This is a genomic window from Escherichia sp. WS3063, assembly GCF_046486595.1.
GTDB lineage: Bacteria > Pseudomonadota > Gammaproteobacteria > Enterobacterales > Enterobacteriaceae > Escherichia > Escherichia coli.
In genome coordinates, this window is sequence record NZ_JBJQKY010000002.1 from 60222 (window position 1) to 86208 (window position 25987).

General features: G+C 52.5%; 26 protein-coding genes and 1 other annotated feature. Of the genes, 7 read left to right on the forward strand and 19 right to left on the reverse strand.

Annotation, left to right across the window (positions count from 1 at the left end; genetic code table 11):
• Positions 1-70 precede the first annotated feature (70 nt).
• The 6 genes from thrC to yjjY form a co-directional block, all read right to left on the reverse strand.
• Positions 71-1357, reverse strand: coding sequence for a threonine synthase (gene thrC, locus ACJHYW_RS02215; RefSeq protein ID WP_000781063.1), 1287 nt, complete (start codon positions 1355-1357; stop codon positions 71-73).
• Positions 1358-2290: a homoserine kinase gene (thrB, locus tag ACJHYW_RS02220; RefSeq protein ID WP_000241660.1), complete on the reverse strand. Its 933-nt coding sequence runs from the start codon at positions 2288-2290 to the stop codon at positions 1358-1360. It lies immediately after the preceding gene.
• Between the two features lies 1 nt (position 2291).
• The gene (gene thrA, locus ACJHYW_RS02225; protein WP_001264706.1) at positions 2292-4754 is read right to left on the reverse strand and encodes a bifunctional aspartate kinase/homoserine dehydrogenase I; all 2463 of its coding nucleotides are present in this window, start codon (positions 4752-4754) and stop codon (positions 2292-2294) included.
• 26 nt (positions 4755-4780) lie between these two features.
• Positions 4781-4900: a sequence feature (Thr leader region), on the reverse strand.
• Complete coding sequence (thrL, locus tag ACJHYW_RS02230; RefSeq protein ID WP_001386572.1) at positions 4836-4901, reverse strand: thr operon leader peptide; 66 nt, start codon at positions 4899-4901, stop codon at positions 4836-4838. Its footprint overlaps the feature before it by 65 nt.
• Before the next feature lie 213 nt (positions 4902-5114).
• The gene (locus ACJHYW_RS02235; RefSeq protein WP_001223135.1) at positions 5115-5801 is read right to left on the reverse strand and encodes a tRNA/rRNA methyltransferase; all 687 of its coding nucleotides are present in this window, start codon (positions 5799-5801) and stop codon (positions 5115-5117) included.
• Positions 5802-6200: 399 nt separating this feature from the next.
• Positions 6201-6341: a protein YjjY gene (yjjY, locus tag ACJHYW_RS02240; RefSeq protein ID WP_001303782.1), complete on the reverse strand. Its 141-nt coding sequence runs from the start codon at positions 6339-6341 to the stop codon at positions 6201-6203.
• A 95-nt stretch (positions 6342-6436) separates the two neighbouring features.
• On the opposite strand from yjjY, the gene arcA reads away from it, so the two are divergent.
• Entirely contained in the window at positions 6437-7153 is a 717-nt protein-coding gene (gene arcA, locus ACJHYW_RS02245) for a two-component system response regulator ArcA (RefSeq protein ID WP_001194358.1), read from the forward strand.
• A gap of 59 nt (positions 7154-7212) precedes the next feature.
• On the opposite strand, the gene creD is transcribed toward arcA, so the two are convergent.
• Genes creD through creA form a run of 4 tightly spaced genes read right to left on the reverse strand, consistent with a single transcriptional unit; the run spans position 7213 to position 11222 of the window.
• Entirely contained in the window at positions 7213-8565 is a 1353-nt protein-coding gene (gene creD, locus ACJHYW_RS02250) for a cell envelope integrity protein CreD (RefSeq protein ID WP_000920352.1), read from the reverse strand.
• Positions 8566-8622: 57 nt separating this feature from the next.
• Positions 8623-10047 (reverse strand): two-component system sensor histidine kinase CreC, encoded by a 1425-nt coding sequence (creC, locus tag ACJHYW_RS02255; protein ID WP_001219600.1) that lies wholly within the window; start codon positions 10045-10047, stop codon positions 8623-8625.
• Complete coding sequence (creB, locus tag ACJHYW_RS02260) at positions 10047-10736, reverse strand: two-component system response regulator CreB (RefSeq protein WP_001188687.1); 690 nt, start codon at positions 10734-10736, stop codon at positions 10047-10049. Before creB ends, creC begins: the two co-directional genes overlap by 1 nt.
• Positions 10737-10748: 12 nt before the next feature.
• Entirely contained in the window at positions 10749-11222 is a 474-nt protein-coding gene (gene creA, locus ACJHYW_RS02265; RefSeq protein WP_000875487.1) for a protein CreA, read from the reverse strand.
• A 210-nt stretch (positions 11223-11432) separates the two neighbouring features.
• Here creA and robA point away from each other — a divergent pair, with 210 nt between their 5' ends.
• Entirely contained in the window at positions 11433-12302 is an 870-nt protein-coding gene (gene robA, locus ACJHYW_RS02270) for an MDR efflux pump AcrAB transcriptional activator RobA (RefSeq protein WP_000371666.1), read from the forward strand.
• Here robA and gpmB read toward each other — a convergent pair.
• Positions 12299-12946, reverse strand: coding sequence for a 2,3-diphosphoglycerate-dependent phosphoglycerate mutase GpmB (gene gpmB / locus ACJHYW_RS02275; protein WP_410233338.1), 648 nt, complete (start codon positions 12944-12946; stop codon positions 12299-12301). The two genes, robA and gpmB, sit on opposite strands and share 4 nt — an antisense overlap.
• A gap of 51 nt (positions 12947-12997) precedes the next feature.
• On the opposite strand from gpmB, the gene yjjX reads away from it, so the two are divergent.
• Positions 12998-13513, forward strand: a complete 516-nt coding sequence (gene yjjX / locus ACJHYW_RS02280) for an inosine/xanthosine triphosphatase (protein WP_001361355.1) — start codon at positions 12998-13000, stop codon at positions 13511-13513.
• Here yjjX and trpR read toward each other — a convergent pair.
• Positions 13507-13833, reverse strand: coding sequence for a trp operon repressor (trpR, locus tag ACJHYW_RS02285; RefSeq protein WP_000068678.1), 327 nt, complete (start codon positions 13831-13833; stop codon positions 13507-13509). The two genes, yjjX and trpR, sit on opposite strands and share 7 nt — an antisense overlap.
• Positions 13834-13922: 89 nt before the next feature.
• Positions 13923-15860 (reverse strand): murein transglycosylase, encoded by a 1938-nt coding sequence (sltY, locus tag ACJHYW_RS02290; protein WP_000409437.1) that lies wholly within the window; start codon positions 15858-15860, stop codon positions 13923-13925.
• Between the two features lie 210 nt (positions 15861-16070).
• On the opposite strand from sltY, the gene ettA reads away from it, so the two are divergent.
• Positions 16071-17738 (forward strand): energy-dependent translational throttle protein EttA, encoded by a 1668-nt coding sequence (ettA, locus tag ACJHYW_RS02295; RefSeq protein WP_000046749.1) that lies wholly within the window; start codon positions 16071-16073, stop codon positions 17736-17738.
• A 105-nt stretch (positions 17739-17843) separates the two neighbouring features.
• Here the strand turns inward: ettA and nadS are convergent, their stop codons facing one another.
• From nadS to serB, 4 genes are read right to left on the reverse strand one after another with little or no spacing between them, the layout of a single operon-like run.
• Positions 17844-18011, reverse strand: coding sequence for a NadS family protein (gene nadS / locus ACJHYW_RS02300; RefSeq protein WP_000007442.1), 168 nt, complete (start codon positions 18009-18011; stop codon positions 17844-17846).
• A gap of 33 nt (positions 18012-18044) precedes the next feature.
• Positions 18045-19277: a multifunctional transcriptional regulator/nicotinamide-nucleotide adenylyltransferase/ribosylnicotinamide kinase NadR gene (gene nadR, locus ACJHYW_RS02305; RefSeq protein ID WP_000093812.1), complete on the reverse strand. Its 1233-nt coding sequence runs from the start codon at positions 19275-19277 to the stop codon at positions 18045-18047.
• Between the two features lie 20 nt (positions 19278-19297).
• Entirely contained in the window at positions 19298-20680 is a 1383-nt protein-coding gene (gene radA / locus ACJHYW_RS02310; protein ID WP_001029698.1) for a DNA repair protein RadA, read from the reverse strand.
• A gap of 48 nt (positions 20681-20728) precedes the next feature.
• Positions 20729-21697, reverse strand: a complete 969-nt coding sequence (gene serB / locus ACJHYW_RS02315) for a phosphoserine phosphatase (protein WP_001132956.1) — start codon at positions 21695-21697, stop codon at positions 20729-20731.
• Between the two features lie 105 nt (positions 21698-21802).
• Here serB and ACJHYW_RS02320 point away from each other — a divergent pair, with 105 nt between their 5' ends.
• The 3 genes from ACJHYW_RS02320 to ACJHYW_RS02330 are packed head-to-tail and all read left to right on the forward strand — an operon-like array spanning position 21803 to position 23786.
• Entirely contained in the window at positions 21803-22447 is a 645-nt protein-coding gene (locus ACJHYW_RS02320; RefSeq protein WP_000124604.1) for a YtjB family periplasmic protein, read from the forward strand.
• Positions 22448-22474: 27 nt separating this feature from the next.
• Positions 22475-23491 (forward strand): lipoate--protein ligase LplA, encoded by a 1017-nt coding sequence (gene lplA / locus ACJHYW_RS02325; protein ID WP_000105873.1) that lies wholly within the window; start codon positions 22475-22477, stop codon positions 23489-23491.
• A 31-nt stretch (positions 23492-23522) separates the two neighbouring features.
• Complete coding sequence (locus ACJHYW_RS02330) at positions 23523-23786, forward strand: helix-turn-helix domain-containing protein (protein WP_000566145.1); 264 nt, start codon at positions 23523-23525, stop codon at positions 23784-23786.
• Positions 23787-23946: 160 nt separating this feature from the next.
• Here the strand turns inward: ACJHYW_RS02330 and deoD are convergent, their stop codons facing one another.
• Together deoD and deoB are read right to left on the reverse strand one after the other, a co-directional pair.
• Positions 23947-24666, reverse strand: coding sequence for a purine-nucleoside phosphorylase (deoD, locus tag ACJHYW_RS02335; protein ID WP_000224879.1), 720 nt, complete (start codon positions 24664-24666; stop codon positions 23947-23949).
• A 56-nt stretch (positions 24667-24722) separates the two neighbouring features.
• Positions 24723-25946 carry a phosphopentomutase gene (gene deoB, locus ACJHYW_RS02340; RefSeq protein WP_000816471.1) on the reverse strand — a complete coding sequence of 408 codons (1224 nt, stop codon included), beginning with the start codon at positions 25944-25946 and terminating at the stop codon, positions 24723-24725.
• Positions 25947-25987: the final 41 nt, after the last annotated feature.

A 25987-nucleotide genomic window follows, 5' to 3' on the forward strand; every position in this document is an offset into this window, starting at 1 on the left:
CATATTATCTTCATAAAAAAGCCGGGCTGTATAAAAGCAAACCCGGCCTGATTGAGATAATGAATAGATGTTACTGATGATTCATCATCAATTTACGCAACGCAGCAAAATCGGCGGGCAGATTATGCGAAAGCAAGGGTAAATCAGCACGTTCTGCCAGCTCTTTTGGCAGATCCAACGTTTCACCGAGAATCGCTTCCACGCTCTCTTTAAATTTCGCCGGATGCGCGGTGCCGAGGAACAAACCATATTCGCCTGGATTCAACTGGTCACGCAGCGCACGATAAGCTACGGCAGCGTGCGGCTCCGAGGTATAGCCCAGTTCTTTTAACTCACGCATTGTCTGTTGCGTGGTTTCATCATCTACGGCTGCATAACCCAGCTCTTTCAGTTGCCAGATTTTGCGGCGGAACAACTCTTCCACACGCGGCCAGTTGTTCGGTTGACTCACGTCCATCGCGTTGGATAACGTCGCCTGAGTCGCTTTGGGTGACCACTGCCCGTCGTGCAGGAAACGCGGCACGGTATCGTTCACGTTGGTCGCAGCAATAAAACGTTTCACCGGCAGGCCAAGAGATTTCGCCAGCAGACCCGCCGTCAAATCGCCGAAGTTTCCGCTTGGCACCGAGACAACCAGCTGGTTGCGCGCTTCCTGCGGCAGCTGCGCAACAGCTTCAAAGTAGTAGCAAATCTGCGCCAGCAAACGGCTGATGTTAATGGAGTTAGCAGAGTTTAGCCCCAGCGCCACTTTCAGTTCTTCATCATCAAACGCCTGCTTCACCAGCGCCTGACAGGCATCGAAATCGCCGTCGATGGCAACAGTTTCGATATTGCCGCCCAATGTACAGAACAGTTTTTCTTGCAGTGGACTGATTTTGCCTCGTGGATAGAGGATAACCACTTTCACATTCGGTAAACCGTAGAAAGCATGAGCCACTGCCGCTCCGGTATCACCGGATGTCGCGGTCAGAATGGTCACTGGCTTATCGCCCGCAATATGGGTCAGCATTTGTGCCATAAAGCGACCGCCGAAATCTTTAAATGCCAGCGTTGGCCCATGGAACAATTCCAGACAACCGACATCGCTTTCAACATTGGCGACCGGAGCCGGGAAGGCAAACGCCGCGCGTACGCGCTCTTCCAGGATTTCCTGCGGGATTTCATCACCAATAAACGCCGAGAGGATCTTCGCACTGCGGGTGACAAAATCCAGCTTCAGCATCTCATCAATTTCAGTCAGGCTGAATTCCGGCAGGTCGTGCGGGAAAAACAGCCCCTGATTTTTGCCCAACCCCTGGGTTACGGCTTGCGCAAAGCTGACCTGCTCATTGTGATCTTTCAGATTGTAGAGTTTCATTTAGTTTTCCAGTACTCGTGCGCCCGCCGTATCCAGCCGGCAAATATGAACAAAACCTTCCTGATTTTGCAGGTAGTTCTTACCCAACCAGTCGGCAACGCGCTGGGCGGTATCCGGCTTGTCACACAGAGCGAACAAAGTCGGGCCGGAGCCGGAGATACCGCTCGCTACCGCGCCGATTTCCGCGACCGCCTGCCGCGCCTGCCGGAAGCCTGGCAGTAACCGTTCACGGTAGGGTTCAGCGATAACATCTTTCATCAGCTTCGCGGCAAGCTCAGGCTGACGGGAATAGCAGGCGTGAATAAAGCCTGCCAGATGTCGCCCGTGCGCAATGCAATCCTGGCGGCGATACTGCGCCGGTAAAATAGCCCTGGCTTCTGCCGTCGAGACTTTAATCCCCGGATACGCCAGCACCCACAGCCACTCATCAAACCCTGGCACTTGCTGGCTGATGATGTCGTTTTCTTCGATCATCAACTGCATACCACCGAGAAAACACGGTGCCACGTTGTCGTAATGAATGCTGCCGGAGATACGGCCTTCCAGCTCGCCCATCAAAGCCAGCAAACGAGTGTCATTAAGCGGCTTGCCGCAGTGTTCATTCATCGCCATCAGCGCCGCGACCACCGAACAGGCACTGGAGCCTAAGCCCGAACCGATCGGCATATTCTTTTCCAGGGTCATCGCCACTGGAATTTGCTTACCCAGTTCCTGGCAAAAACGCTCCCAGCACTGATAAACGATATTTTCCCGTGGTTCTGACGGCAGCTTATCGGCAAAGCGTCCGAGGTTGTTGAGACTGAATGTCTCTGCCGCCTCAACCGTGACTACATCTCCGAGCAATGCACCATCAACAGGTGTCACCGCCGCCCCGAGCACATCAAACCCGACGCTCATATTGGCACTGGAAGCCGGGGCATAAACTTTAACCATGTCAGACTCCTAACTTCCATGAGAGGGTACGTAGCAGATCGGCAAAGACACCGGCAGCTGTAACGTCATTGCCCGCACCATATCCGCGCAGTACCAACGGCAGCGGCTGATAATAGTGGCTATAGAAGGCCAGGGCGTTTTCGCCATTTTTCACTTTGAACAGCGGATCATTGCCATCCACTTCGGCAATCTTCACGCGGCAGATGCCATCTTCATCAATATTGCCAACATAGCGCAAAACTTTGCCCTCATCACGAGCCTTCGCCACGCGTGCGGCAAAGAGATCGTCGAGCTGTGACAGATTCGCCATAAAAGCGGCAACATCACCCTCTGCGTTAAACTCTGCGGGCAGCACAGGTTCAATTTCAATATCCGCCAGTTCCAGTTCACGTCCCGTTTCACGGGCGAGAATCAATAGCTTACGCGCCACATCCATACCAGAAAGATCATCTCGCGGGTCCGGTTCGGTATAACCCATTTCCCGCGCCAGCGTGGTCGCCTCGGAGAAACTCATGCCTTCGTCTAACTTGCCGAAGATATAAGAAAGCGAACCAGAAAGAATGCCGGAGAACTTCATCAATTCATCACCTGCATTGAGCAGATTTTGCAGGTTCTCAATAACCGGTAATCCAGCCCCAACGTTGGTGTCATAGAGGAATTTACGCCGCGATTTTTCCGCCGCATAACGCAACTGATGGTAGTAATCCATCGACGAGGTGTTGGCCTTTTTGTTCGGCGTGACAACGTGGAAACCTTCGCGCAGGAAGTCGGCATATTGATCCGCCACTGCCTGGCTGGAAGTGCAGTCAACAATGACCGGGTTCAGCAGATGATATTCTTTCACGAGGCGAATTAAGCGCCCGAGATTAAACGGCTCTTTGGCTTGCGCCAGTTCTTCCTGCCAGTTTTCCAGATTAAGGCCATGTACATTGGTGAGCAGTGCCTTCGAGTTGGCAACACCGCAGACACGTAAGTCGATATGTTTATTCTTCAACCAGCTTTGCTGACGCTTCAGTTGCTCCAGCAGCGCACCGCCAACGCCACCGACACCAATCACAAACACTTCGATAACCTGATCGGTGTTGAACAGCATCTGATGAGTAACGCGCACGCCAGTGGTCGCATCATCGTTATTGACCACGACAGAGATTGAGCGTTCAGAAGATCCCTGAGCAATGGCGACAATGTTGATATTGGCGCGGGCCAGCGCGGCAAAGAATTTCGCCGAGATCCCACGCAAGGTGCGCATACCATCACCTACCACCGAGATAATGGCCAGCCGTTCCGTCACCGCCAGCGGCTCCAGCAAGCCTTCCTTCAGTTCAAGATAGAACTCTTCCTGCATCGCCCGTTCAGCTCGCACACAGTCGCTTTGTGGAACGCAGAAACTGATACTGTATTCAGAAGACGATTGCGTAATCAGCACCACGGAAATACGGGCGCGTGACATCGCTGCAAAGACACGCGCCGCCATGCCAACCATCCCTTTCATCCCCGGGCCGGAAACGCTGAACATTGCCATGTTATTCAGATTGGAAATGCCCTTGACCGGTAATTCGTCTTCATCACGGCTGGCACCAATGAGCGTACCTGGTGCTTGAGGATTTCCGGTATTTTTAATCAGGCAAGGGATCTGGAACTGGGCGATAGGGGTAATTGTGCGGGGGTGAAGAACTTTAGCGCCGAAGTAGGAAAGCTCCATCGCTTCCTGGTAGGACATCGACTTCAACAACCTCGCATCGGGCACCTGACGCGGGTCGCAGGTATAGACCCCGTCAACGTCCGTCCAAATCTCGCAACAATCGGCGCGTAGACAGGCAGCCAGCACCGCAGCAGAGTAGTCGGAACCGTTGCGTCCAAGCACCACCAGTTCGCCTTTTTCATTACCGGCGGTGAAACCTGCCATCAGCACCATGTGATCAGCCGGAATACGACTTGCCGCAATACGGCGGGTGGACTCAGCAATATCGACGGTAGATTCGAGGTAATGCCCCACTGCCAGCAGTTTTTCGACCGGATCGATAACGGTAACGTTGTGACCGCGCGCTTCTAATACGCCGGCCATAATGGCGATCGACATTTTCTCGCCACGGCAAATCAGCGCAGCGTTGATGCTATCCGGGCACTGCCCCAACAAACTAATGCCATGCAGGACATGTTTTATTTGGGCAAATTCCTGATCGACGAAAGTTTTCAATTGCGCCAGCGGGAACCCCGGCTGGGCGGCGGCGAGTCCCGTCAAAAGTTCGGCAAAAATACGTTCGGCATCGCTGATATTGGGTAAAGCATCCTGGCCGCTAATGGTTTTTTCAATCATCGCCACCAGGTGGTTGGTGATTTTGGCGGGGGCAGAGAGGACGGTGGCCACCTGCCCCTGCCTGGCATTGCTTTCCAGAATATCGGCAACCCGCAGAAAACGTTCTGCATTTGCCACTGATGTACCGCCGAACTTCAACACTCGCATGGTTGTTACCTCGTTACCTTTGGTCGAAAAAAAAAGCCCGCACTGTCAGGTGCGGGCTTTTTTCTGTGTTTCCTGTACGCGTCAGCCCGCACCGTTACCTGTGGTAATGGTGATGGTGGTGGTAATGGTGGTGCTAATGCGTTTCATGGATGTTGTGTACTCTGTAATTTTTATCTGTCTGTGCGCTATGCCTATATTGGTTAAAGTATTTAGTGACCTAAGTCAATAAAATTTTAATTTACTCACGGCATGTAACCAGTTCAGAAGCTGCTATCAGACACTCTTTTTTTAATCCACACAGAGACATATTGCCCGTTGCAGTCAGAATGAAAAGCTGAAAAATACTTACAAAGGCGTTTTTTATTTGGTGATATTTTTTTCAATATCATGCAGCAAACGGTGCAACATTGCCGTGTCTCGTTGCTCTAAAAGCCCCAGGCGTTGTTGTAACCAGTCGACCAGTTTTATGTCATCTGCCACTGCCAGAGTCGTCAGCAATGTCATGGCTCGTTCGCGTAAAGCTTGCAGTTGATGTTGGTCTGCCGTTGCATCACTTTTCGCCGGTTGTTGTATTAATGTTGCTAATTGATAGCAATAGACCATCACCGCCTGCCCCAGATTGAGCGAAGGATAATCCGCCACCATCGGCACACCAGTAAGAACGTCAGCCAACGCTAACTCTTCGTTAGTCAACCCGGAATCTTCGCGACCAAACACCAGCGCGGCATGGCTCATCCATGAAGATTTTTCCTCTAACAGCGGCACCAGTTCAACTGGCGTGGCGTAGTAATGATATTTCGCCCGACTGCGCGCAGTGGTGGCGACAGTGAAATCGACATCGTGTAACGATTCAGCCAGTGTCGGGAAAACTTTAATATTATCAATAATATCACTAGATCCATGTGCGACCCAGCGGGTGGCTGGCTCCAGGTGTGCCTGACTATCGACAATCCGCAGATCGCTAAACCCCATCGTTTTCATTGCCCGCGCCGCTGCCCCAATATTTTCTGCTCTGGCGGGTGCGACCAGAATAATCGTTATACGCATATTGCCACTCTTCTTGATCAAATAACCGCGAACCGGGTGATCACTGTCAACTTATTACGCGGTGCGAATTTACAAATTCTTAACGTAAGTCGCAGAAAAAGCCCTTTACTTAGCTTAAAAAAGGCTAAACTATTTCCTGACTGTACTAACGGTTGAATTGTTAAAAAATGCTACATATCCTTCTGTTTACTTAGGATAATTTTATAAAAAATAAATCTCGACAATTGGATTCACCACGTTTATTAGTTGTATGATGCAACTAGTTGGATTATTAAAATAATGTGACGAAAGCTAGCATTTAGATACGATGATTTCATCAAACTGTTAACGTGCTACAATTGAACTTGATATATGTCAACGAAGCGTAGTTTTATTGGGTGTCCGGCCCCTCTTAGCCTGTTATGTTGCTGTTAAAATGGTTAGGATGACAGCCGTTTTTGACACTGTCGGGTCCTGAGGGAAAGTACCCACGACCAAGCTAATGATGTTGTTGACGTTGATGGAAAGTGCATCAAGAACGCAATTACGTACTTTAGTCATGTTACGCCGATCATGTTAATTTGCAGCATGCATCAGGCAGGTCAGGGACTTTTGTACTTCCTGTTTCGATTTAGTTGGCAATTTAGGTAGCAAACATGCAGACCCCGCACATTCTTATCGTTGAAGACGAGTTGGTAACACGCAACACGTTGAAAAGTATTTTCGAAGCGGAAGGCTATGATGTTTTCGAAGCGACAGATGGCGCGGAAATGCATCAGATCCTCTCTGAATATGACATCAACCTGGTGATCATGGATATCAATCTGCCGGGTAAGAACGGTCTTCTGTTAGCGCGTGAACTGCGCGAGCAGGCGAATGTTGCGTTGATGTTCCTGACTGGCCGTGACAACGAAGTCGATAAAATTCTCGGCCTCGAAATCGGTGCAGATGACTACATCACCAAACCGTTCAACCCGCGTGAACTGACGATTCGTGCACGCAACCTGCTGTCCCGTACCATGAATCTGGGTACTGTCAGCGAAGAACGTCGTAGCGTTGAAAGCTACAAGTTCAATGGTTGGGAACTGGACATCAACAGCCGTTCGTTGATCGGCCCTGATGGCGAGCAGTACAAGCTGCCGCGCAGCGAGTTCCGCGCCATGCTTCACTTCTGTGAAAACCCAGGCAAAATTCAGTCCCGTGCTGAACTGCTGAAGAAAATGACCGGCCGTGAGCTGAAACCGCACGACCGTACTGTAGACGTGACGATCCGCCGTATTCGTAAACATTTCGAATCTACGCCGGATACGCCGGAAATCATCGCCACCATTCACGGTGAAGGTTATCGCTTCTGCGGTGATCTGGAAGATTAATCGGCTTTACCACCGTCAAAAAAAACGGCGCTTTTTAGCGCCGTTTTTATTTTTCAACCTTATTTCCAGATACGTAACTCATCGTCCGTTGTAACTTCTTTACTGGCTTTCATTTTCGGCAGTGAAAACGCATACCAGTCGATATTACGGGTCACAAACATCATGCCGGCCAGCGCCACCACCAGCACACTGGTTCCCAACAACAGCGCGCTATCGGCAGAGTTGAGCAGTCCCCACATCACACCATCCAGCAACAACAGCGCGAGGGTAAACAACATGCTGTTGCACCAACCTTTCAATACCGCTTGCAAATAAATACCGTTCATTATCGCCCCAATCAGACTGGCGATTATCCATGCCACGGTAAAACCGGTATGTTCAGAAAGCGCCAGCAAGAGCAAATAAAACATCACCAATGAAAGCCCCACTAGCAAATATTGCATTGGGTGTAAACGTTGCGCGGTGAGCGTTTCAAAAACAAAGAACGCCATAAAAGTCAGTGCAATCAGCAGAATGGCGTACTTAGTCGCCCGGTCAGTTAATTGGTATTGATCGGCTGGCGTCGTTACTGCGACGCTAAACGCCGGGAAGTTTTCCCAGCCGGTATCATTGCCTGAAGCAAAACGCTCACCGAGATTATTAGCAAACCAGCTGCTTTGCCAGTGCGCCTGAAAACCTGACTCGCTAACTTCCCGTTTGGCTGGTAGAAAATCACCTAAAAAACTGGGATGCGGCCAGTTGCTGGTTAAGGTCATTTCGCTATTACGCCCGCCAGGCACCACAGAAAGATTGCCGGTACCGCTTAAATTCAGGGCCATATTCAGCTTCAGGTTCTGCTTCCGCCAGTCCCCTTCAGGTAAAGGGATATGCACGCCCTGCCCGCCTTGCTCTAACCCGGTGCCGGGTTCAATGGTCAGCGCCGTTCCGTTAACTTCAGGCGCTTTCACCACACCAATACCACGCGCATCCCCGACGCTAATCACAATAAAGGGCTTGCCTAAGGTGATATTTGGCGCGTTGAGTTCGCTAAGACGCGAAACATCGAAATCGGCTTTTAGCGTTAAATCACTGTGCCAGACCTGACCGGTATAAATCCCTATCTTGCGTTCTTCCACGTTCTGATTGCCATCAACCATCAATGACTCAGGTAACCAAAAATGGATAAAACTTCGTTTCCGCTCCACGGTTTTATCCTCTTCCTGCACCGTATAAAGCTCGGTCACAGGAATAGCGATGAGCGGCCCAACGAGTTTTTGCGGCCCGCTGGTACTTTGGCGAATCGCATCTTCCACATCGCTACGGTAATCAGCACGTTCGACAATCACCTGCCGAATCAGCATTATCGGAATCAACAACAGCAATACTGCACCAAACAGGGTGGTCATTTTCCAGAACAGGGGGGATTTCAACATAGTCTTCTCCTTTGCAATGGCAGCAGGATACGAAGGCTATGTGGGAAGAATTTGAAGCTATGTGAAGTGACGGTGAAGTCGAAGCGAGGCCAGCACGCCACCTTCCTGCACGTTGCGCAGCGTGACTTCGCCGTTAAACAAACGGGCGACCTCACTGACAAACGCCAACCCCAGACCGCTGCTTTTTTGCCCATTTGCACGCGGCAAAGAGTAAAAGCGTTCAAAAATACGTGAAAGCGCGTAGTCAGGAATACCACTACCGGTATCCAGCACCTTAAGCGTGACGTGTTCCTGCTCCACTTCGGCGCTTAGCGTTATACGACCGCTCTCGGGGGTAAAATCGATGGCGTTATCCAGTAAATTTCCCAGCGCCTGCTCCAGTAACGCCGGTTCAGCAGCAACATTAACCTCGGTGGGCATAACATGCAAAGTGATGTTTTTTTCTGCCAACTGCACGGTGCGCGCTTCGCTGACGCGGCGAAATAATGCCGCCACATCAACAGCAGTCAGAACGACTTCCTGACGATTCTCCAGTCTTGCCTGGCGTAGTAACGTTTCCACCAGCGCCTGCATTCGCGCATTTTGTGTCAGAATGTTGTCAGTAAAACGAGCCACTACTTCAGGCGGCGGACCTTCGCGTAAAATTTCCGCCGCGCCACGAATCGCCGCCAGTGGGCTTTTTAGCTCATGGGTTAACGCATAAACATACTGCTCAATATAGTTTTTCCCTTCCAGCTTCACGCGCATACTTTCCAGCGCCTGCGCGAGTTTACGCAGCTCGCTACTACCGAGATCGGGAAGAGGAACGGGCTTATTGTCAGTGACGGAATCAGCATAGCGAGTGAGCCGGGCAATGGAGCGGTTGATCCACCAAACCATGCCTGCGCCAATCACCAGTGCAATCCCCAACAAAATGGCGCTGGCCCATAAAATTCGCCGCTCGCTGCGTTTAATGACCGGAGCCATCGCCGCGTTCGGTTTGCCTACGCTCAAAACGCCAATAAGCCGCGAGCCGTCCATAATCGGCGCGGCAACATACATCACCGAACTTTCGGGATCGGCAGAATTTTGCAACGTGCTGCGCGCACCATACTGACCACGCAACGTTAGCCAGACGTCATTCCAGCGCGAATAATCCTGTCCAACGGCTTTATTTGCCGAATCGAACAATACTTTGCCCTGCGCATCGGTCATATAGACATGATATTCATTGCGCACTTTGTTAATGCCACCGATATTGGCGCGAAACGGGCGATGTTGTAGCTGATTAAACGCCTGCGCCAGTTGCCCATGCGTTGGGTCCCCAGAGAGCAAATCGGGACGCGCCAGCTCCGCCAGCAACGTTGCGGTGTCGATCAACGTCCCCTCCGTTGCTCTTCGCACGCCCGGTTTAACTTCTTTGACAAAAATGGCCAGTACGAACCAGGCTGCCACCGCCACCAGTAAAAAATAGCCCAGCAACAACCGCATGCCGATACGCATTACAGGCCCCTCAGGCTATATCCCATGCCGCGATGAGTATTAATCGGTGAAAGATCGGGGTTGATGGCGCGCAGCTTGGCACGCAGCGTTTTAATGTGGGTATCGACGGTGCGATCGTAGGTGTCCTGCGCATCTTCCCACACGCTATCCATCAGTTGCTGGCGGGACCAGACGCGGCCTGGCGACTTGAGTAACGTCTTCAGCAATAAAAACTCATACCGCGTCAGCGTTAATGGCGTGTCAAACCAGCTGATCTGCGCCGCGGGTTCATTCAATTCAAAATGACCAATACGGATGACGGGAGACGGCGTCGAGAACTTCTTCACCCGACGCAGTAAGGTGCGCACCCTGGCGCACACTTCGCGGGGTGAAAACGGTTTAGCCACATAGTCGTCAGCGCCAATTTCCAACCCAAGCAGGCGATCGACCTCTTCACTTCGGGCCGTCAGGAACAGTACAGGTAACGCCGGATGGAGCGCCAGTAACTGGCGGCACAATTCAAAGCCGCTGATATCAGGCAAACCAACATCGAGAATCATGACATCGGGAACCTGCTGGCGAGCTTTATCCAGCACTGGCAAGCCTCGCTCAAAGACCTCGACGTCAAAACCTTCCTGTTGCAACATGTAGACCAGCGTATCGGCGATCCCTTGCTCGTCTTCTACTAACCAGACCGTTTCCCGTTGCATAAATCGCCTCTGTTATTGCCGCCACGGCATGACAGGAACCGCGCTAATCGCGTTTTTCGGCGAACCTTCTACAACTTTGTCGGAGTAAGCCAGATAAGCGAGCGCGTTGCGTTTAGCGTCATAAAAGCGCACGACCTGTAACGACTTAAAGACCAGGGACGTGCGTTTTTTGAATACTACCTCGCCCTGAGCTTTGCCGTTTTTAATACGATCCGACAGTTCAATCGGCCCGACTTGCTGACAAGAAATGGCCGCATCGGAGGTATCTTCCGCCAGACCCAATCCCCCTTTAATACCACCGGTTTTCGCCCGGCTCACATAACAGGTGACATTTTTCACATCGGGATCATCAAAGGCTTCCACAACAATTTTGTGATCCGGGCCGATCATTTTAAATACGGTGTCGACCGAACCAATCTCTTCTGCATGAGCCAATGGCCCCAGCATTATCAGGCTTAAAGACAGGATCAAATGCTTGTATTTCATATTGTTACCATTTTTATCTATTACACGAGCAATTAGTTCGTCACGGTAAATAACATATTGATTAAGAACAAAATCTCAATACTTTTATTTCCGTCAAGTCCTAAAACATACTCTACTAAGAAAAAAACACTGAATGCTAAAACAGCAAAAAATGCTATTATCCAATTACCTGATGTCAGGTGCTCGTTGTTGAAAGGATGAGGATATTTTATGGATCAGGCCGGCATTATTCGCGACCTTTTAATCTGGCTGGAAGGTCATCTGGATCAGCCCCTGTCGCTCGACAATGTAGCGGCGAAAGCAGGTTATTCCAAGTGGCACTTACAGAGAATGTTTAAAGATGTCACTGGCCATGCTATTGGCGCGTATATTCGTGCTCGTCGTTTGTCGAAATCGGCGGTCGCACTACGCCTGACTGCGCGTCCGATTCTGGACATCGCGCTGCAATACCGCTTCGACTCTCAACAGACATTTACCCGCGCATTCAAGAAGCAGTTTGCCCAGACTCCTGCACTTTACCGCCGTTCTCCTGAATGGAGCGCCTTTGGTATTCGCCCGCCGCTACGTCTGGGTGAATTCACTATGCCAGAGCACAAATTTGTCACCCTGGAAGATACGCCGCTGATTGGTGTAACCCAAAGCTACTCCTGTTCGCTGGAGCAAATCTCTGATTTCCGCCATGAAATGCGTTATCAGTTCTGGCACGATTTTCTCGGCAACGCGCCGACCATTCCACCTGTGCTCTACGGCCTGAATGAAACGCGTCCGAGCCAGGATAAAGACGACGAGCAAGAAGTGTTCTATACCACCGCATTAGCCCAGGATCAGGCAGATGGCTATGTATTGACCGGGCATCCTGTGATGCTGCAAGGCGGTGAATATGTGATGTTTACCTATGAAGGTCTGGGAACCGGCGTGCAGGAGTTTATCCTGACGGTATACGGAACGTGCATGCCAATGCTCAACCTGACGCGCCGTAAAGGTCAGGATATTGAGCGATACTACCCGGCAGAAGATGCCAAAGCGGGAGATCGCCCAATTAATCTGCGCTGTGAACTGCTGATTCCGATCCGTCGTTAACGCTGCAGCTCATCTAATGCAGGGGCGTCCAGATGCGAGATGTCCCCTGCGGTTTCAACGACCCAGCCAGACGCCAGCCACAGGCTTTCCTGATAATCCACGCGCGAAATAGAACAGTTACGCAGACGTAAGCGGCGCTCTGCCCATGCTGGTAATCCGAGAATCGTACTCACCAGGCATCCCAGTGCAATACCGTGGCTCACCAGCAGCGGTCGGCTTCCCTGCGGTAAGTCCCGGCAAGATTCCAGTGCCGCATTGACGCGATCGCTGAGCTCCTGCATTGACTCGCCTTCAGGAATACGCCCGTCAACGGTGCCATTGACCAGCTGCCGACGCCAGTTCTCTTCTCCTTCGGTCAGAGAATCGATATGTCTTTTTTCCAGTACACCCATATTTAATTCACGCAGGCGAGAATCAAAGATGATGTCACAGCCGCAGGCCTGGGCGATGATTTCCGCCGTACGCCGGGTGCGTCCTAAATCGCTACTGATGATATGCGTAATGCCAAGCTCTTTGGCACGGGTTGCCACCTGCATCGCCTGTTGCTCACCTTTGGCGGTCAGCGGGCTGTCAGACTGGCCCTGAATACGTCGCTCGGCGTTCCACTGCGTTTCACCGTGGCGGACTAGGTATACCTGTAACATGCTTTTTTTCCGTATACTGCTGTAACGTTAATTTTCTGAGTAATGCTGATTATGCACCAAGTTGTCTGTGCGACCACCAATCCCGCTAAAATTCAGGCCATTCTGCAGGCATTTCACGAGATCTTCGGCGAAGGATCCTGCCATATTGCATCCGTTGCCGTCGAGAGCGGTGTACCGGAACAGCCCTTTGGTAGTGAGGAAACGCGCGCTGGCGCACGAAATCGGGTAGCAAATGCCCGCCGTTTACATCCAGAGGCTGATTTTTGGGTGGCGATTGAAGCTGGCATTGATGGCGACAGCACCTTCAGTTGGGTGGTGATTGAAAACACCAGCCAGCGCGGCGAAGCGCGTTCGGCAACTTTGCCGTTACCTGCGGTGATTCTGGAAAAAGTGCGTCAAGGCGAGGCGCTCGGCCCCGTGATGTCGCGTTATACCGGCATTGATGAAATTGGCCGTAAAGAGGGAGCAATCGGCGTGTTTACCGCCGGGAAACTTACCCGCGCCAGCGTCTATCACCAGGCGGTGATCCTGGCGCTGAGTCCGTTTCATAATGCCGTGTATCAGTGATCTTTCAGCAACACCTCTTCCAGCCACTGCCGCAGCTCGACGGGCGCGGCTTTCAGACTATTAGATCCACGCGTAATCGTCGCGATGCCCGCGCCGAGTTCATTTTTTAACTCACGCTGGCTCATTTCGCCGCGCAACAGCTCTTCGACAATACGTACGCGAGTCCCCAACGCTTCGCGCTCATCTGGCGTCAGCATCAGGTTTAACAACGGTAAATGGAGATCGTTTTGGTAGGCATTCTTAAGCAGGTCGACAAAACGTAACCACTCCTGGTGACGCTGTTCTGCCATCGCTGCTGAATAGGGTGATTGTTGGGCCATAGTATGTCGCCATTGTTAGCGGGAGAAGCAAAATGCCTCCCCCGGTTGTACTCGCTAAAGAGTACGATAGCATATCATAAACGTGTGGATCAGTAACGACGTCCCCATTCCGTGGCGCTCATCAACGTCGGTTTATCCCCCATGAAATAGCGGTAGTAAGCGTCATAAGCCAGCACGTTCTTCACATAACCGCGCGTCTCGGAGAACGGAATACTCTCGACAAATGCCACAGCGTCGATACGCCCGGCGCTGTTGCCAAGCCAGGTTCGCACCCGTCCTGGTCCGGCGTTATAAGCTGCTGAGGAGAAAATACGGTTATTGCCAAACTGCTGATAAACATATTGCAGGTAACTGGTGCCAATGTTGATGTTCGTTTCCGGATCCAGCAATTGCCCAGGGCTGCTATAACCAGGAATAGAGAACATCTTCACCGTATGGGTCGCTGTACCCGGCATAATCTGCATCAGGCCGCTGGCCCCTACCGGTGATTTCACTTTCGGATTCCAGGCGCTCTCCTGACGGGCAATCGCCATCGCATAGCTTTGTGGGATCTCCTTCCCACTGGTGTAACGTTTGAAAAGATCGTTGTAAGCCAGCGGGAATCGCTCTTCCAGATGATCCCAAAGCTTCCCGGCGATCGTTGCCTGAACGCTAAGATCCCACCATTGGTTGTTGAAAGCATACCGCGCCAGTTGAGCTTGCTCTGTTTTTGACTTGCTCTTCACCAGATTGGCCCACTCGCTACGCGCGGTGTTATCGAGATTCCAGTACATCAACTCGCGCACGCGCGCCATCTCCGGCCCCTGAGTCAGGGCGCTGTCAACATTCTGCGGCGCTTTATCAATCTTCAGCTCATACTCTTCGCCGATGCGTTGTGCAGCAACCATCGGGTAGAAACCACGCTGTTGCATGAGTTGATGCAAAATCTCTTTTGCTTCAGCTTCACGTCCGCGTTCAAGCAGTAAATCCGCCTGCCAGTAACGCCATTCATCTTTCTCTTTCGCCTCCATCGGCAGACGCGCCAGCCAGGTATTCAGGCCGCGACGATCGCCGGTGCCAAGCGCCATTCGCACACGGCGTTCAATAAGCGAAGTAGATTGCGAACGCATAATGGCGTCATCACGCCATTTCGCCTGTTCGTCGGTGACATCGTTGCCCATCAAACGCCAGGCGACGATATCGCGCAGCTCCTGAATCTGATCTTCATTAAGCTGCTGCGCCTGGGCAAGCGACGGGATCATCAGCCGTGCATTTTCAGCATCCTGCCGCGCCACACTGGCAAACGCCACCGCCGCCATTTGACGGGTAAAATCGGTCGCGCCGGTTGTACGCGCGAAGGTCAGTACCGTATTAGGGTTGTTCGCCAGTGAAATGATTGCCGAGGCGATAGTCTGGTAATCGGCAGGCATCTGCCCTGCCAGCACTGTTACCAGGCCAGTGTTACCCGCTTTCATCGCCAGACGGATACGCTCTAAATACGCCAGCGGATCTTGTTTACCTGACGCACGCCAGACACTAAATAACTTGTCACAGGCGTTAGGCTGGCTCTTGCCGGTTAGCCACAGCTCTTTCGCCCCTTGCCAGGCTTCTTCACTCTGCCCGGTGTTCCATTTCGCATAGTAGTAATTACATTGTGCTTCGGTAGTTGCGGGCTTTTCCGGGCTAAAGGCTAACAGGCCACGCCAGTCTTCACGCCGCGCCAGTTCATTGACGAAACGAGATTGCAGCGTGCGAGCGGGAGGAAGCGTGGGGTTAGCGCGAACAAAGTTAGTGACCGTCACCGCCGGTTGATTCATCAGGTCATCGGTGATCTGGCGGTATTCCAGGTAGGGATAAAGCGGATAATCCTTCAGTCCAGGCATCATTTGTTCAACCACATCCATTTGTCGATTATCCCAGGCCTGCTTGATTTGCGCGTAACGACTACGCTGCTCATCCAGTGAGTCGGCTCGCGCCACGCTGCTGACCGTCAGCAGACAGACACCGGCAGCCAACAGCCGCCAGGTAACTTGTTTGGCTTTTTCCACAAGCGCATCCTCTAAGTGTAAATACATCAATGCAGCGTCATGCCACGTAATAGATTTATGCTAACCAGTCATTGCCGTTTACGCCACGTTACGGACACTTTTTTACTTTTACTGCGAGGGTGATCGACCGGCTGGGATTAGATAAGGAAACAGGCTACACTTCGCCTTTGAAAACTCATCATCACGATAAACATAGAGGCGAAGTCCAACGTGGCTCAATTCGTTTATACCATGCATCGTGTCGGCAAAGTTGTTCCGCCGAAACGTCATATTTTGAAAAACATCTCTCTGAGTTTCTTCCCTGGGGCAAAAATTGGTGTCCTGGGTCTGAACGGCGCGGGTAAGTCCACCCTGCTGCGCATTATGGCGGGCATTGATAAAGACATCGAAGGCGAAGCGCGTCCGCAACCGGATATCAAGATTGGTTATTTGCCGCAAGAACCGCAACTGAACCCGGAACACACCGTGCGTGAGTCCATTGAAGAGGCGGTTTCTGAAGTGGTTAACGCCCTGAAACGTCTGGATGAAGTGTATGCACTGTACGCCGATCCGGATGCCGATTTTGACAAGCTGGCCGCTGAACAAGGCCGTCTGGAAGAGATCATTCAGGCTCACGACGGTCACAACCTGAACGTTCAGCTGGAGCGTGCGGCGGATGCGCTGCGTCTGCCGGACTGGGACGCGAAAATCGCTAACCTCTCCGGTGGTGAGCGTCGTCGCGTGGCGTTGTGCCGCCTGCTGCTGGAAAAACCAGACATGCTGCTGCTCGACGAACCGACCAACCACCTGGATGCCGAATCCGTGGCCTGGCTGGAACGCTTCCTGCACGACTTCGAAGGCACCGTTGTGGCGATTACCCACGACCGTTACTTCCTTGATAACGTTGCGGGCTGGATCCTCGAACTGGACCGCGGTGAAGGTATTCCGTGGGAAGGTAACTACTCCTCCTGGCTGGAGCAGAAAGATCAACGTCTGGCGCAGGAAGCTTCACAAGAAGCAGCGCGTCGTAAGTCGATCGAGAAAGAGCTGGAGTGGGTACGTCAGGGAACTAAAGGCCGTCAGTCGAAAGGTAAAGCACGTCTGGCGCGCTTTGAAGAGCTGAACAGCACCGAATATCAGAAACGTAACGAAACCAACGAACTGTTTATTCCGCCTGGACCGCGTCTGGGCGATAAAGTGCTGGAAGTCAGCAACCTGCGTAAATCTTACGGCGATCGCCTGCTGATTGATGATCTGAGCTTCTCGATCCCGAAAGGGGCGATCGTCGGGATCATCGGTCCGAACGGCGCGGGTAAATCAACCCTGTTCCGTATGATCTCTGGTCAGGAACAGCCAGACAGCGGCACCATCACTTTAGGTGAAACGGTGAAACTGGCATCTGTCGATCAGTTCCGTGACTCAATGGATAACAGCAAAACCGTTTGGGAAGAAGTTTCCGGCGGGCTGGATATCATGAAGATCGGTAACACCGAGATGCCAAGCCGCGCCTACGTTGGTCGCTTTAACTTTAAAGGGGTTGATCAGGGTAAACGCGTTGGCGAACTCTCCGGTGGTGAGCGTGGTCGTCTGCATCTGGCGAAGCTGCTGCAGGTTGGCGGCAACATGCTGCTGCTCGACGAACCGACCAACGACCTGGATATCGAAACCCTGCGCGCGCTGGAAAACGCCCTGCTGGAGTTCCCGGGATGTGCGATGGTTATCTCGCACGACCGTTGGTTCCTCGACCGTATCGCCACGCACATCCTGGACTACCAGGATGAAGGTAAAGTTGAGTTCTTCGAAGGTAACTTTACTGAGTACGAAGAGTACAAGAAACGCACGCTGGGCGCAGACGCACTGGAGCCGAAGCGTATCAAGTACAAGCGTATTGCGAAGTAATGCGTAAAATGCCGGATGCGGGTGAACGCCTTATCCGGCCTACAAACCAAGAAATTTCAATACGTTGTGAATCTCCAGGCCTGATAAGACGCGGTAAGCGTCGCATCAGGCATTGAGCACCGAATGCCGGATGCGGCGTGAACACCTTTTCCGGTCTACAACAGCCTTAGCATCCTCAATTTCGTGGTGGGTCACCCGTGCAGGTTTTTTCAAACCTTGTTTAATCTCGACAGCCTCTTCCAGAGAGGTTTTCAACTCATCAAAAAAACTCATTTTATACCTCGCCTTTGAGCCGTTTCGTCACGGTTATCCTTGCTCCCCCATCATCTCCCGCACCAGCTCCACGCAGCGCAGGAAACGGCTGTCGTAATCGTCCTCTTCAACCCGCACGAATTCGATATTGTTCTCTTCCAGCATCTCCACCAGCAAGTTCTGGAACTCTTTGCGATCCACCGAACTGCCGAGGCTGCGTAAACCATCCGCCACCCACGGCGTGTTGTTCTCCAGCAGGATCACCAGATCGAAACGGTATTCATCAATCAGCGCCTGCACGAACGGATGCTCACGCCCTTCGTACTTTTTGCAGAACGCCTGGGTAGTGACAAAATCGGTGTCAATAAACGCCACTTTATTGGCATATTTCACTGCAAAATCAATGTATTGTGCGTGGCCCAACGCGATTTTATCGTAGTCGGAATACTGCAATGCGATCTCATCACCGCCGAGGTGTGAAAAGACATAATCGCGACCATATTCCCATGCACTGGTAGTGTTGAAGATATTGGCAAGTTTGTTTACCAGGGTGGATTTACCGCTCGACTCGCCCCCAAGGATCGCCACGGTACGCACAAAGAACGGCTTCACTTCCGTAGGAATATATTCCCAGTAGCGGAACGGGTTTTCGCGGATCTGCGCACCGCTGATACTCATAAAGGTACGCTTCGGATCGACCAGCACCGTCTCGATCCCCAGATGTTCCATATACTGTGGCGCATCGGCTTCTTCCGAGGTGTAGATCAGGTCCGGCTGGATCCCCTTTTCAGCCATAAACTTTTTGATGCCGTTGCTCCACACATCCCAGCCGTGCGGATACGGCTCCATGCCCTCTTCGTTGAAGGCATGAATGCGAATATTTTTCTGATATTTAAAGGTTTGCAATAACCAGCGCAGACGATCCGGCACCGTGGGCTGCTGCGACATGGCACTGTCTTCGAACAACGCGCGGTCACGGGTATCGTCAAAACCCATAATGATATGCAGCTCGTCAACCTGGCTACAGGCGCGCTGGATAAGGTAGATATGTCCGGTATGCAGCGGGTAGAACTTACCGAATACGACACCAATGGTTTTCTTCTGCCGGGGAAATTCAAGCCCCAAAAAACGGTGCAATGCCTCCAGCTTTTGTGCGCTGGGGCTTTTAATTTTGGCATTCAATAACTGGCTTAAATACCCTTTGGTCATACCGCTGGCATCAGCGACCTGCTGTAGCGTGCAGCCCTGTTGCTTGATGGCAGTTTTCAGGTAATCAAATGACGACATATCTCCCTCCGTATCTCTCATTATAAGTCGTCGAACACGCTAAGCGCGTCGGAGAGTTTTTTAACGCCAAAAATCTGCATCCCTTCCGGCGCTTTTTTCGGCACGTTAGCCGCCGGAACAATCGCCCGGCGAAAACCGTGTTTCGCCGCTTCAGAGATTCGTTCCTGACCGCTGGGCACCGGGCGGATCTCCCCTGCCAGCCCGACTTCACCAAACACCACCAGATCCTGCGGCAGCGGTCTGTCGCGCAGGCTGGAAACCATCGCCAGCAGTAACGCTAAGTCGGCACTGGTTTCGGTTACCTTCACGCCGCCGACCACGTTCACAAACACATCCTGATCGGCCATTTGCAAACCACCGTGACGGTGCAACACAGCCAGCAGGATTGCCAGACGGTTTTGCTCCAGCCCTACTGCGACGCGGCGTGGATTCGCCATCATCGAGTGATCGACCAGCGCCTGAATCTCCACCAGCAGCGGACGCGTTCCTTCCCATACTACCATCACTGAGCTACCAGAGGTCACTTCATCACCGCGGCTTAAAAAGATTGCCGAAGGGTTGCTGACTTCACGCAGACCCTGTTCGGTCATTGCGAAGACGCCCAGCTCATTCACCGCGCCGAAGCGGTTTTTATGGCTGCGTAAGGTGCGAAAACGGGAGTCGGCATCGCCATCCAGAAGCACCGAACAGTCGATACAGTGTTCCAGCACTTTAGGGCCAGCCAGCGAGCCATCTTTGGTTACGTGCCCAACCATGACAATCGCCACGCCGCGCGTTTTGGCGAAGCGCGTCAGATAAGCCGCCGTTTCACGCACCTGCGCCACGCTGCCAGGCGATGATTGTACATCCGCCATATGCATCACCTGGATGGAGTCAATTACCATCAGCTTCGGTTGCTCTTCTTCGGCAATCAGGCAGATCTGCTCGATGCTGGTTTCCGACAACATATTGAGATTGTCAGTCGGCAGGCCAAGGCGATGAGCGCGCATTGCCACCTGTTGCAGCGACTCTTCGCCGGTGACATACAGCGTTTTCATCTGCTGGGCCAGTTTGCACAGCGTTTGCAACAGCAGCGTGGATTTCCCCGCACCTGGGTTACCGCCAATCAGAATGGCGCTTCCCGGCACCACCCCGCCGCCTAATACGCGGTCGAACTCTTTAAATCCGGTAGAAAAACGCGGCAGCTCCTCAAGGCTGATGTCGGAGAGTTTCTGGACTTTTGCCACTCCGGCGCTACCGGCATAGCCACTGAGACGCTCGTTACGCGCCACCGTTGGCGACGCAGCAAGACGCACCTCGGTGATGGTGTTCCAGGCATGACAGGCACTGCACTGCCCCTGCCAGCGCGGATAATCGGCCCCGCATTCATTACAAACAAAGGCGCGTTTTGGAGCTTTTGCCACGGTGTACCTCGTTAATGCTGTGCCGCCCGCAGGATGACGGGCAGGCAATTACTTCTGATTCAGGCTGCCAGAGAGGATGCAGAATACCCCCATCAGGTCAGCGTGACGGATGGTGACTTCCGTTTTTTCATTCACTTTTGGCTTGGCATGGTAGGCAATCCCCAGCCCTGCCGCTTTGATCATCGGCAGGTCATTGGCTCCATCGCCAATCGCCACGGTCTGCGCCAGCGGGATTTCATACTCCTGCGCGAGGCGAGTCAGAGTTTTCGCTTTGTACTGCGCGTCTACGATGTCGCCGATCACATTGCCGGTAAATTTACCGTCCATGATCTCCAGTTCATTGGCTACCACGGCTGTCAGGCGCAGCTTGTCGCGCAGGTATTCAGCAAAGAAAGTAAAGCCGCCGGAAGCAATCGCCACTTTCCAGCCCAGCGTTTCCAGCTTGAGCACCAGTTGCGTTAAGCCTGGCATCAGCGGCAGATTTTCACGCACCTGTTGCAGGATATTGGCGTCAGCGCCTTTCAGCGTCGCCACACGGCTGCGCAGGCTGGCGGTAAAATCGAGTTCGCCGCGCATCGCCCGTTCGGTTACCTCCGCCACCATCTCGCCGGTTCCGGCCAGTTTGGCAATTTCGTCAATACATTCAATCTGAATGGCGGTGGAATCCATGTCCATCACCAGCAAACCCGGCGTGCGCAGATGCGGAATTTTCCCCAGCGGCGCGACATCCAGTTGTGCTTCATGGGCCAGGCGCGTAGCCCGGGCGGTAAGCGAACCTGCCAGACGAATCACCTGATAATCTTCCACGCACCAGGCGGCAACAATCACCATTGCCGCACCCAGTTTGCTTTGGTACTGGGTCAGACGTTGTTTATCCAGCCCACGACCATACAGCAGCCAGCCGCTACGACCTGCGTGGTAATCCAGTGGCATCACTTCATCACCACTTAATGAAAGAGGCAGACCAGGCCATAAAGAGACATCTTCAGGCAGGTCGCACCAGGTAATGTTAGGCATTAAGGCTCCTGTAAAATCGTTCGAAGCAGGGAAAATAACGCATGAGGCTACCTTGTATCCATTGCTTCTGGCAACATTAAGTCTCAAATTTTCAAAGGGTGGAAGATGGCTCGCACAAAACTGAAATTCCGGCTGCATCGGGCAGTGATTGTCCTGTTCTGTCTTGCCTTGTTAGTGGCGCTGATGCAGGGGGCATCATGGTTTAGTCAAAACCACCAGCGACAGCGTAATCCGCAGCTGGAAGAACTGGCCCGCACCCTGGCGCGGCAGGTGGCGCTGAACGTTGCGCCGCTGATGCATACCGACTCGCCGGATGAAAAACGTATTCAGGCGATCCTCGATCAGTTAACGGATGAAAGCCGCATCCTCGACGCGGGCGTGTATGACGAACAAGGCGATCTTATCGCCCGTTCTGGCGAAAGCGTCGAAGTGCGTGACCGGCTGGCGCTCGACGGTAAAAAAGCGGGCGGCTATTTTAACCAGCAGATTGTCGAACCCATTGCAGGGAAAAATGGTCCGCTTGGCTATCTGCGCCTGACGCTCGACACCCATACGCTCGCCACCGAAGCCCAACAGGTGGATAACACCACTAACATTTTACGCCTGATGTTGCTGCTCTCACTGGCAATCGGCGTAGTGCTGACCCGCACGCTGCTACAGGGTAAACGCACCCGCTGGCAGCAATCGCCCTTCCTGTTAACCGCCAGCAAACCGGTGCCGGAAGAGGAAGAAAGCGAGAAAAAAGAGTGACCCATTATTACAAGAAAGGAAATCGTTATGTCCACATTACGCCTGCTCATCTCTGACTCTTACGACCCGTGGTTTAACCTGGCGGTGGAAGAGTGTATTTTTCGCCAGATGCCCGCCACGCAGCGCGTTCTGTTTCTCTGGCGCAATGCCGACACCGTGGTGATTGGTCGCGCACAGAACCCGTGGAAAGAGTGTAATACCCGGCGGATGGAAGAAGATAACGTCCGCCTGGCGCGGCGCAGCAGCGGTGGCGGCGCGGTGTTCCACGATCTCGGTAATACCTGCTTTACCTTTATGGCTGGCAAGCCGGAGTACGATAAAACTATCTCCACGTCGATTGTGCTCAATGCTCTGAACGCGCTCGGCGTCAGCGCCGAAGCGTCCGGCCGTAACGATCTGGTGGTGAAAACCGCCGAAGGCGACCGCAAAGTCTCAGGCTCGGCCTATCGCGAAACCAAAGATCGTGGCTTCCACCACGGCACTTTGCTGCTCAATTCCGACCTTAGCCGCCTGGCAAACTATCTCAATCCGGATAAAAAGAAACTGGCGGCGAAAGGCATTACCTCAGTGCGTTCCCGCGTGACCAATCTGACCGAATTGCTACCGGGGATCACCCATGAGCAGGTTTGCGAGGCCATAACCGAGGCCTTTTTCGCCCATTATGGCGAGCGCGTGGAAGCGGAAATCATCTCCCCGGACAAAACGCCAGACTTGCCGAACTTCGCCGAAACCTTTGCCCGTCAGAGTAGCTGGGAGTGGAACTTCGGTCAGGCTCCGGCGTTCTCGCATCTGCTGGATGAACGCTTCACCTGGGGCGGCGTGGAACTGCATTTCGACGTTGAAAAAGGCCATATCACCCGCGCCCAGGTGTTTACCGACAGCCTCAACCCCGCACCTCTGGAAGCTCTCGCCGGGCGACTGCAAGGCTGCCTGTACCGCGCGGATATGCTGCAACAGGAGTGCGAAGCGCTGTTGGTTGACTTCCCGGAACAGGAAAAAGAGCTACGGGAGTTGTCGACGTGGATAGCGGGGGCGGTAAGGTAACTCACTGATTTAAATATCCGGGGAAGGAAATATGATCGATCTGGAAAACCAGGAACGGGAGATTATCAATTTAATGTTCAGCCAGGGTATATCCTGGCTAACCGCCGTGCGTATCAGGCATAAACTATCACTTGCTGAAGTAAGTAAAATGTTAGGTATCTCCATTAATTCTCTAAAACAGATCGAAAAGACGGAACGGCTTAGTTCAAACATCAAAAGCAAAATGGCAGGAATTTATGGTTGTCCACCAGAGTTGCTGATATGCCCTTCCTGGATGACGGCTGAACATAAATGAATAGATTCGTGAATAGATACTTGAATGGATTTTATTTTCTATCCATATGAAAAATAATAGTAAATCTATAAATCAGTTGCTATTGATGAATAGATACTAAAAAGCCGGAGCAGTCTCCCGCTCCGGCTTCACAAGGCAATCGCCTTTCAGCGAAACACAATTACTCTTTATCGCCCAACAGAACGGATTCCAGTGCGATTTTGATCATGTCGTTGAAGGTGGTCTGACGCTCAGCGGCAGTGGTCTGCTCGTGAGTGCGGATGTGGTCAGACACGGTGCAGATGGTCAGGGCTTTCGCGCCAAATTCTGCAGCGACGCCGTAGATACCAGCTGCTTCCATTTCCACGCCGAGGATGCCGTATTTTTCCATCACGTCGAACATTTCGCCGTCCGGAGAGTAGAACAGGTCAGCGGAGAACAGGTTACCAACGCGAGCATCAACGCCCAGTGCTTTAGCCGCGTCTACCGCGTTACGCACCATGTCAAAGTCAGCGATAGCGGCAAAGTCATGGTCTTTAAAACGGATACGGTTAACTTTGGAATCGGTGCAGGCACCCATACCGATAACGACGTCGCGCAGTTTTACGTGTGGCAGAACAGCGCCACAGGAGCCTACGCGGATAATTTTCTTCACGCCGAAATCGGTGATCAGTTCTTTGGTGTAGATGGAGCAGGACGGGATACCCATACCGTGACCCATTACGGAAATTTTGCGGCCTTTGTAAGTACCGGTGAAGCCCAGCATACCGCGAACGTTGTTCACTTCACGGGCATCTTCAAGGAAAGTTTCAGCAATATACTTCGCACGCAGCGGGTCGCCTGGCATCAAAACTACGTCAGCGAAATCGCCCATTTCTGCATTAATGTGTGGGGTAGCCATTGTTTTATCCTTTTTGTGACATAACAAAGGCGGAGTCAACGCTCCGCCCAAATCCATCAGAACATGGCTTTGCCATATTCCATATCAGAAGTACCAAAATATTTTGCCAGAGTCTGGCCGATATCCGCGAAGGTTTCACGGTGACCCAATGAACCCGGTTTTACTTTCGGGCCGTAAACCAGTACCGGAATGTGTTCACGCGTGTGGTCAGTACCGGTCCAGGTCGGATCACAACCGTGGTCAGCAGTGAGGATCAGGATGTCGTCATCGCGCAGTAAAGACATCAGCTCCGGCAGACGGCGGTCGAACAGTTCCAGACCCGCAGCATAACCGGCAACGTCGCGACGGTGGCCCCAGGAAGAGTCGAAATCAACGAAGTTGGTGAAGACGATAGTGTTATCACCCGCTTCTTTCATCTCTTTGATGGTGGCGTCAAACAGCGCGTCCAGGCCGGTTGCTTTCACTTTTTTGGTGATACCGCAGTTGGCGTAGATGTCGGCAATTTTACCGACAGAAACCACCTGACCGTGTTTTTCATCAACCAGTTTCTGCAGTACGGTCGGTGCTGGCGGTTCAACTGCCAGATCGTGACGGTTACCGGTACGCTGGAAGTTACCGGCTTTGTCGCCGATAAACGGACGAGCGATAACACGACCGATGTTGTAGCCGCCGTTGGTCAGCTCTTCACGAGCGATTTCGCACAGTTCATAGAGTTTGTCCAGACCGAAAGTTTCTTCATGGCAGGCAATCTGGAACACGGAGTCAGCGGAGGTATAGAAAATCGGCTTGCCGGTTTTCATGTGCTCTTCGCCCAGCTGATCCAGAATGACCGTACCGGAAGAGTGGCAGTTACCGAGGTAACCCGGCAGATTAGCGCGTTCGACCAGTTTATCCAGTAGCTCTTGCGGGAAGCTGTTTTCGTGATCGGAGAAGTATCCCCACTCAAACAGAACCGGGACACCGGCGATTTCCCAGTGACCAGACGGGGTATCTTTACCGGATGACATTTCGTGCGCCCATGCGTACGCGCCGATAACTTCAGCGTTGCCGTCCATTCCCGCCGGAATGAAACCGGTAGAACCTTCGTGTGCTTTCGCCAGCCCCAGACGGGTCAGATTTGGCAGATTGAGCGGGCCTTTACGACCGTTATCAGCTTCGCCTTTGGCACAAGCTTCTGCGATATGACCCAGGGTGTCAGCCCCGACGTCACCAAAGCGTTCTGCATCTTCTGTAGCGCCGATGCCGAATGAGTCCAGCACCATAATAAATGCACGTTTCATATGTTCTCCGTACTCAGTGCTTCAAATTTAAATGATCAGAT

Coding starts and splice junctions, on each gene's coding strand:
- thrC (WP_000781063.1), bottom strand. CDS start 1,357: ATGAAACTCTACAATCTGAAAGATCACAATGAGCAGGTCAGCTTTGCG.
- thrB (WP_000241660.1), bottom strand. CDS start 2,290: ATGGTTAAAGTTTATGCCCCGGCTTCCAGTGCCAATATGAGCGTCGGG.
- thrA (WP_001264706.1), bottom strand. CDS start 4,754: ATGCGAGTGTTGAAGTTCGGCGGTACATCAGTGGCAAATGCAGAACGT.
- ACJHYW_RS02235 (WP_001223135.1), bottom strand. CDS start 5,801: ATGCGTATAACGATTATTCTGGTCGCACCCGCCAGAGCAGAAAATATT.
- yjjY (WP_001303782.1), bottom strand. CDS start 6,341: ATGACTAAAGTACGTAATTGCGTTCTTGATGCACTTTCCATCAACGTC.
- arcA (WP_001194358.1), top strand. CDS start 6,437: ATGCAGACCCCGCACATTCTTATCGTTGAAGACGAGTTGGTAACACGC.
- creD (WP_000920352.1), bottom strand. CDS start 8,565: ATGTTGAAATCCCCCCTGTTCTGGAAAATGACCACCCTGTTTGGTGCA.
- creC (WP_001219600.1), bottom strand. CDS start 10,047: ATGCGTATCGGCATGCGGTTGTTGCTGGGCTATTTTTTACTGGTGGCG.
- creB (WP_001188687.1), bottom strand. CDS start 10,736: ATGCAACGGGAAACGGTCTGGTTAGTAGAAGACGAGCAAGGGATCGCC.
- creA (WP_000875487.1), bottom strand. CDS start 11,222: ATGAAATACAAGCATTTGATCCTGTCTTTAAGCCTGATAATGCTGGGG.
- robA (WP_000371666.1), top strand. CDS start 11,433: ATGGATCAGGCCGGCATTATTCGCGACCTTTTAATCTGGCTGGAAGGT.
- gpmB (WP_410233338.1), bottom strand. CDS start 12,946: ATGTTACAGGTATACCTAGTCCGCCACGGTGAAACGCAGTGGAACGCC.
- yjjX (WP_001361355.1), top strand. CDS start 12,998: ATGCACCAAGTTGTCTGTGCGACCACCAATCCCGCTAAAATTCAGGCC.
- trpR (WP_000068678.1), bottom strand. CDS start 13,833: ATGGCCCAACAATCACCCTATTCAGCAGCGATGGCAGAACAGCGTCAC.
- nadS (WP_000007442.1), bottom strand. CDS start 18,011: ATGAGTTTTTTTGATGAGTTGAAAACCTCTCTGGAAGAGGCTGTCGAG.
- nadR (WP_000093812.1), bottom strand. CDS start 19,277: ATGTCGTCATTTGATTACCTGAAAACTGCCATCAAGCAACAGGGCTGC.
- serB (WP_001132956.1), bottom strand. CDS start 21,697: ATGCCTAACATTACCTGGTGCGACCTGCCTGAAGATGTCTCTTTATGG.
- ACJHYW_RS02320 (WP_000124604.1), top strand. CDS start 21,803: ATGGCTCGCACAAAACTGAAATTCCGGCTGCATCGGGCAGTGATTGTC.
- lplA (WP_000105873.1), top strand. CDS start 22,475: ATGTCCACATTACGCCTGCTCATCTCTGACTCTTACGACCCGTGGTTT.
- ACJHYW_RS02330 (WP_000566145.1), top strand. CDS start 23,523: ATGATCGATCTGGAAAACCAGGAACGGGAGATTATCAATTTAATGTTC.
- deoD (WP_000224879.1), bottom strand. CDS start 24,666: ATGGCTACCCCACACATTAATGCAGAAATGGGCGATTTCGCTGACGTA.
- deoB (WP_000816471.1), bottom strand. CDS start 25,946: ATGAAACGTGCATTTATTATGGTGCTGGACTCATTCGGCATCGGCGCT.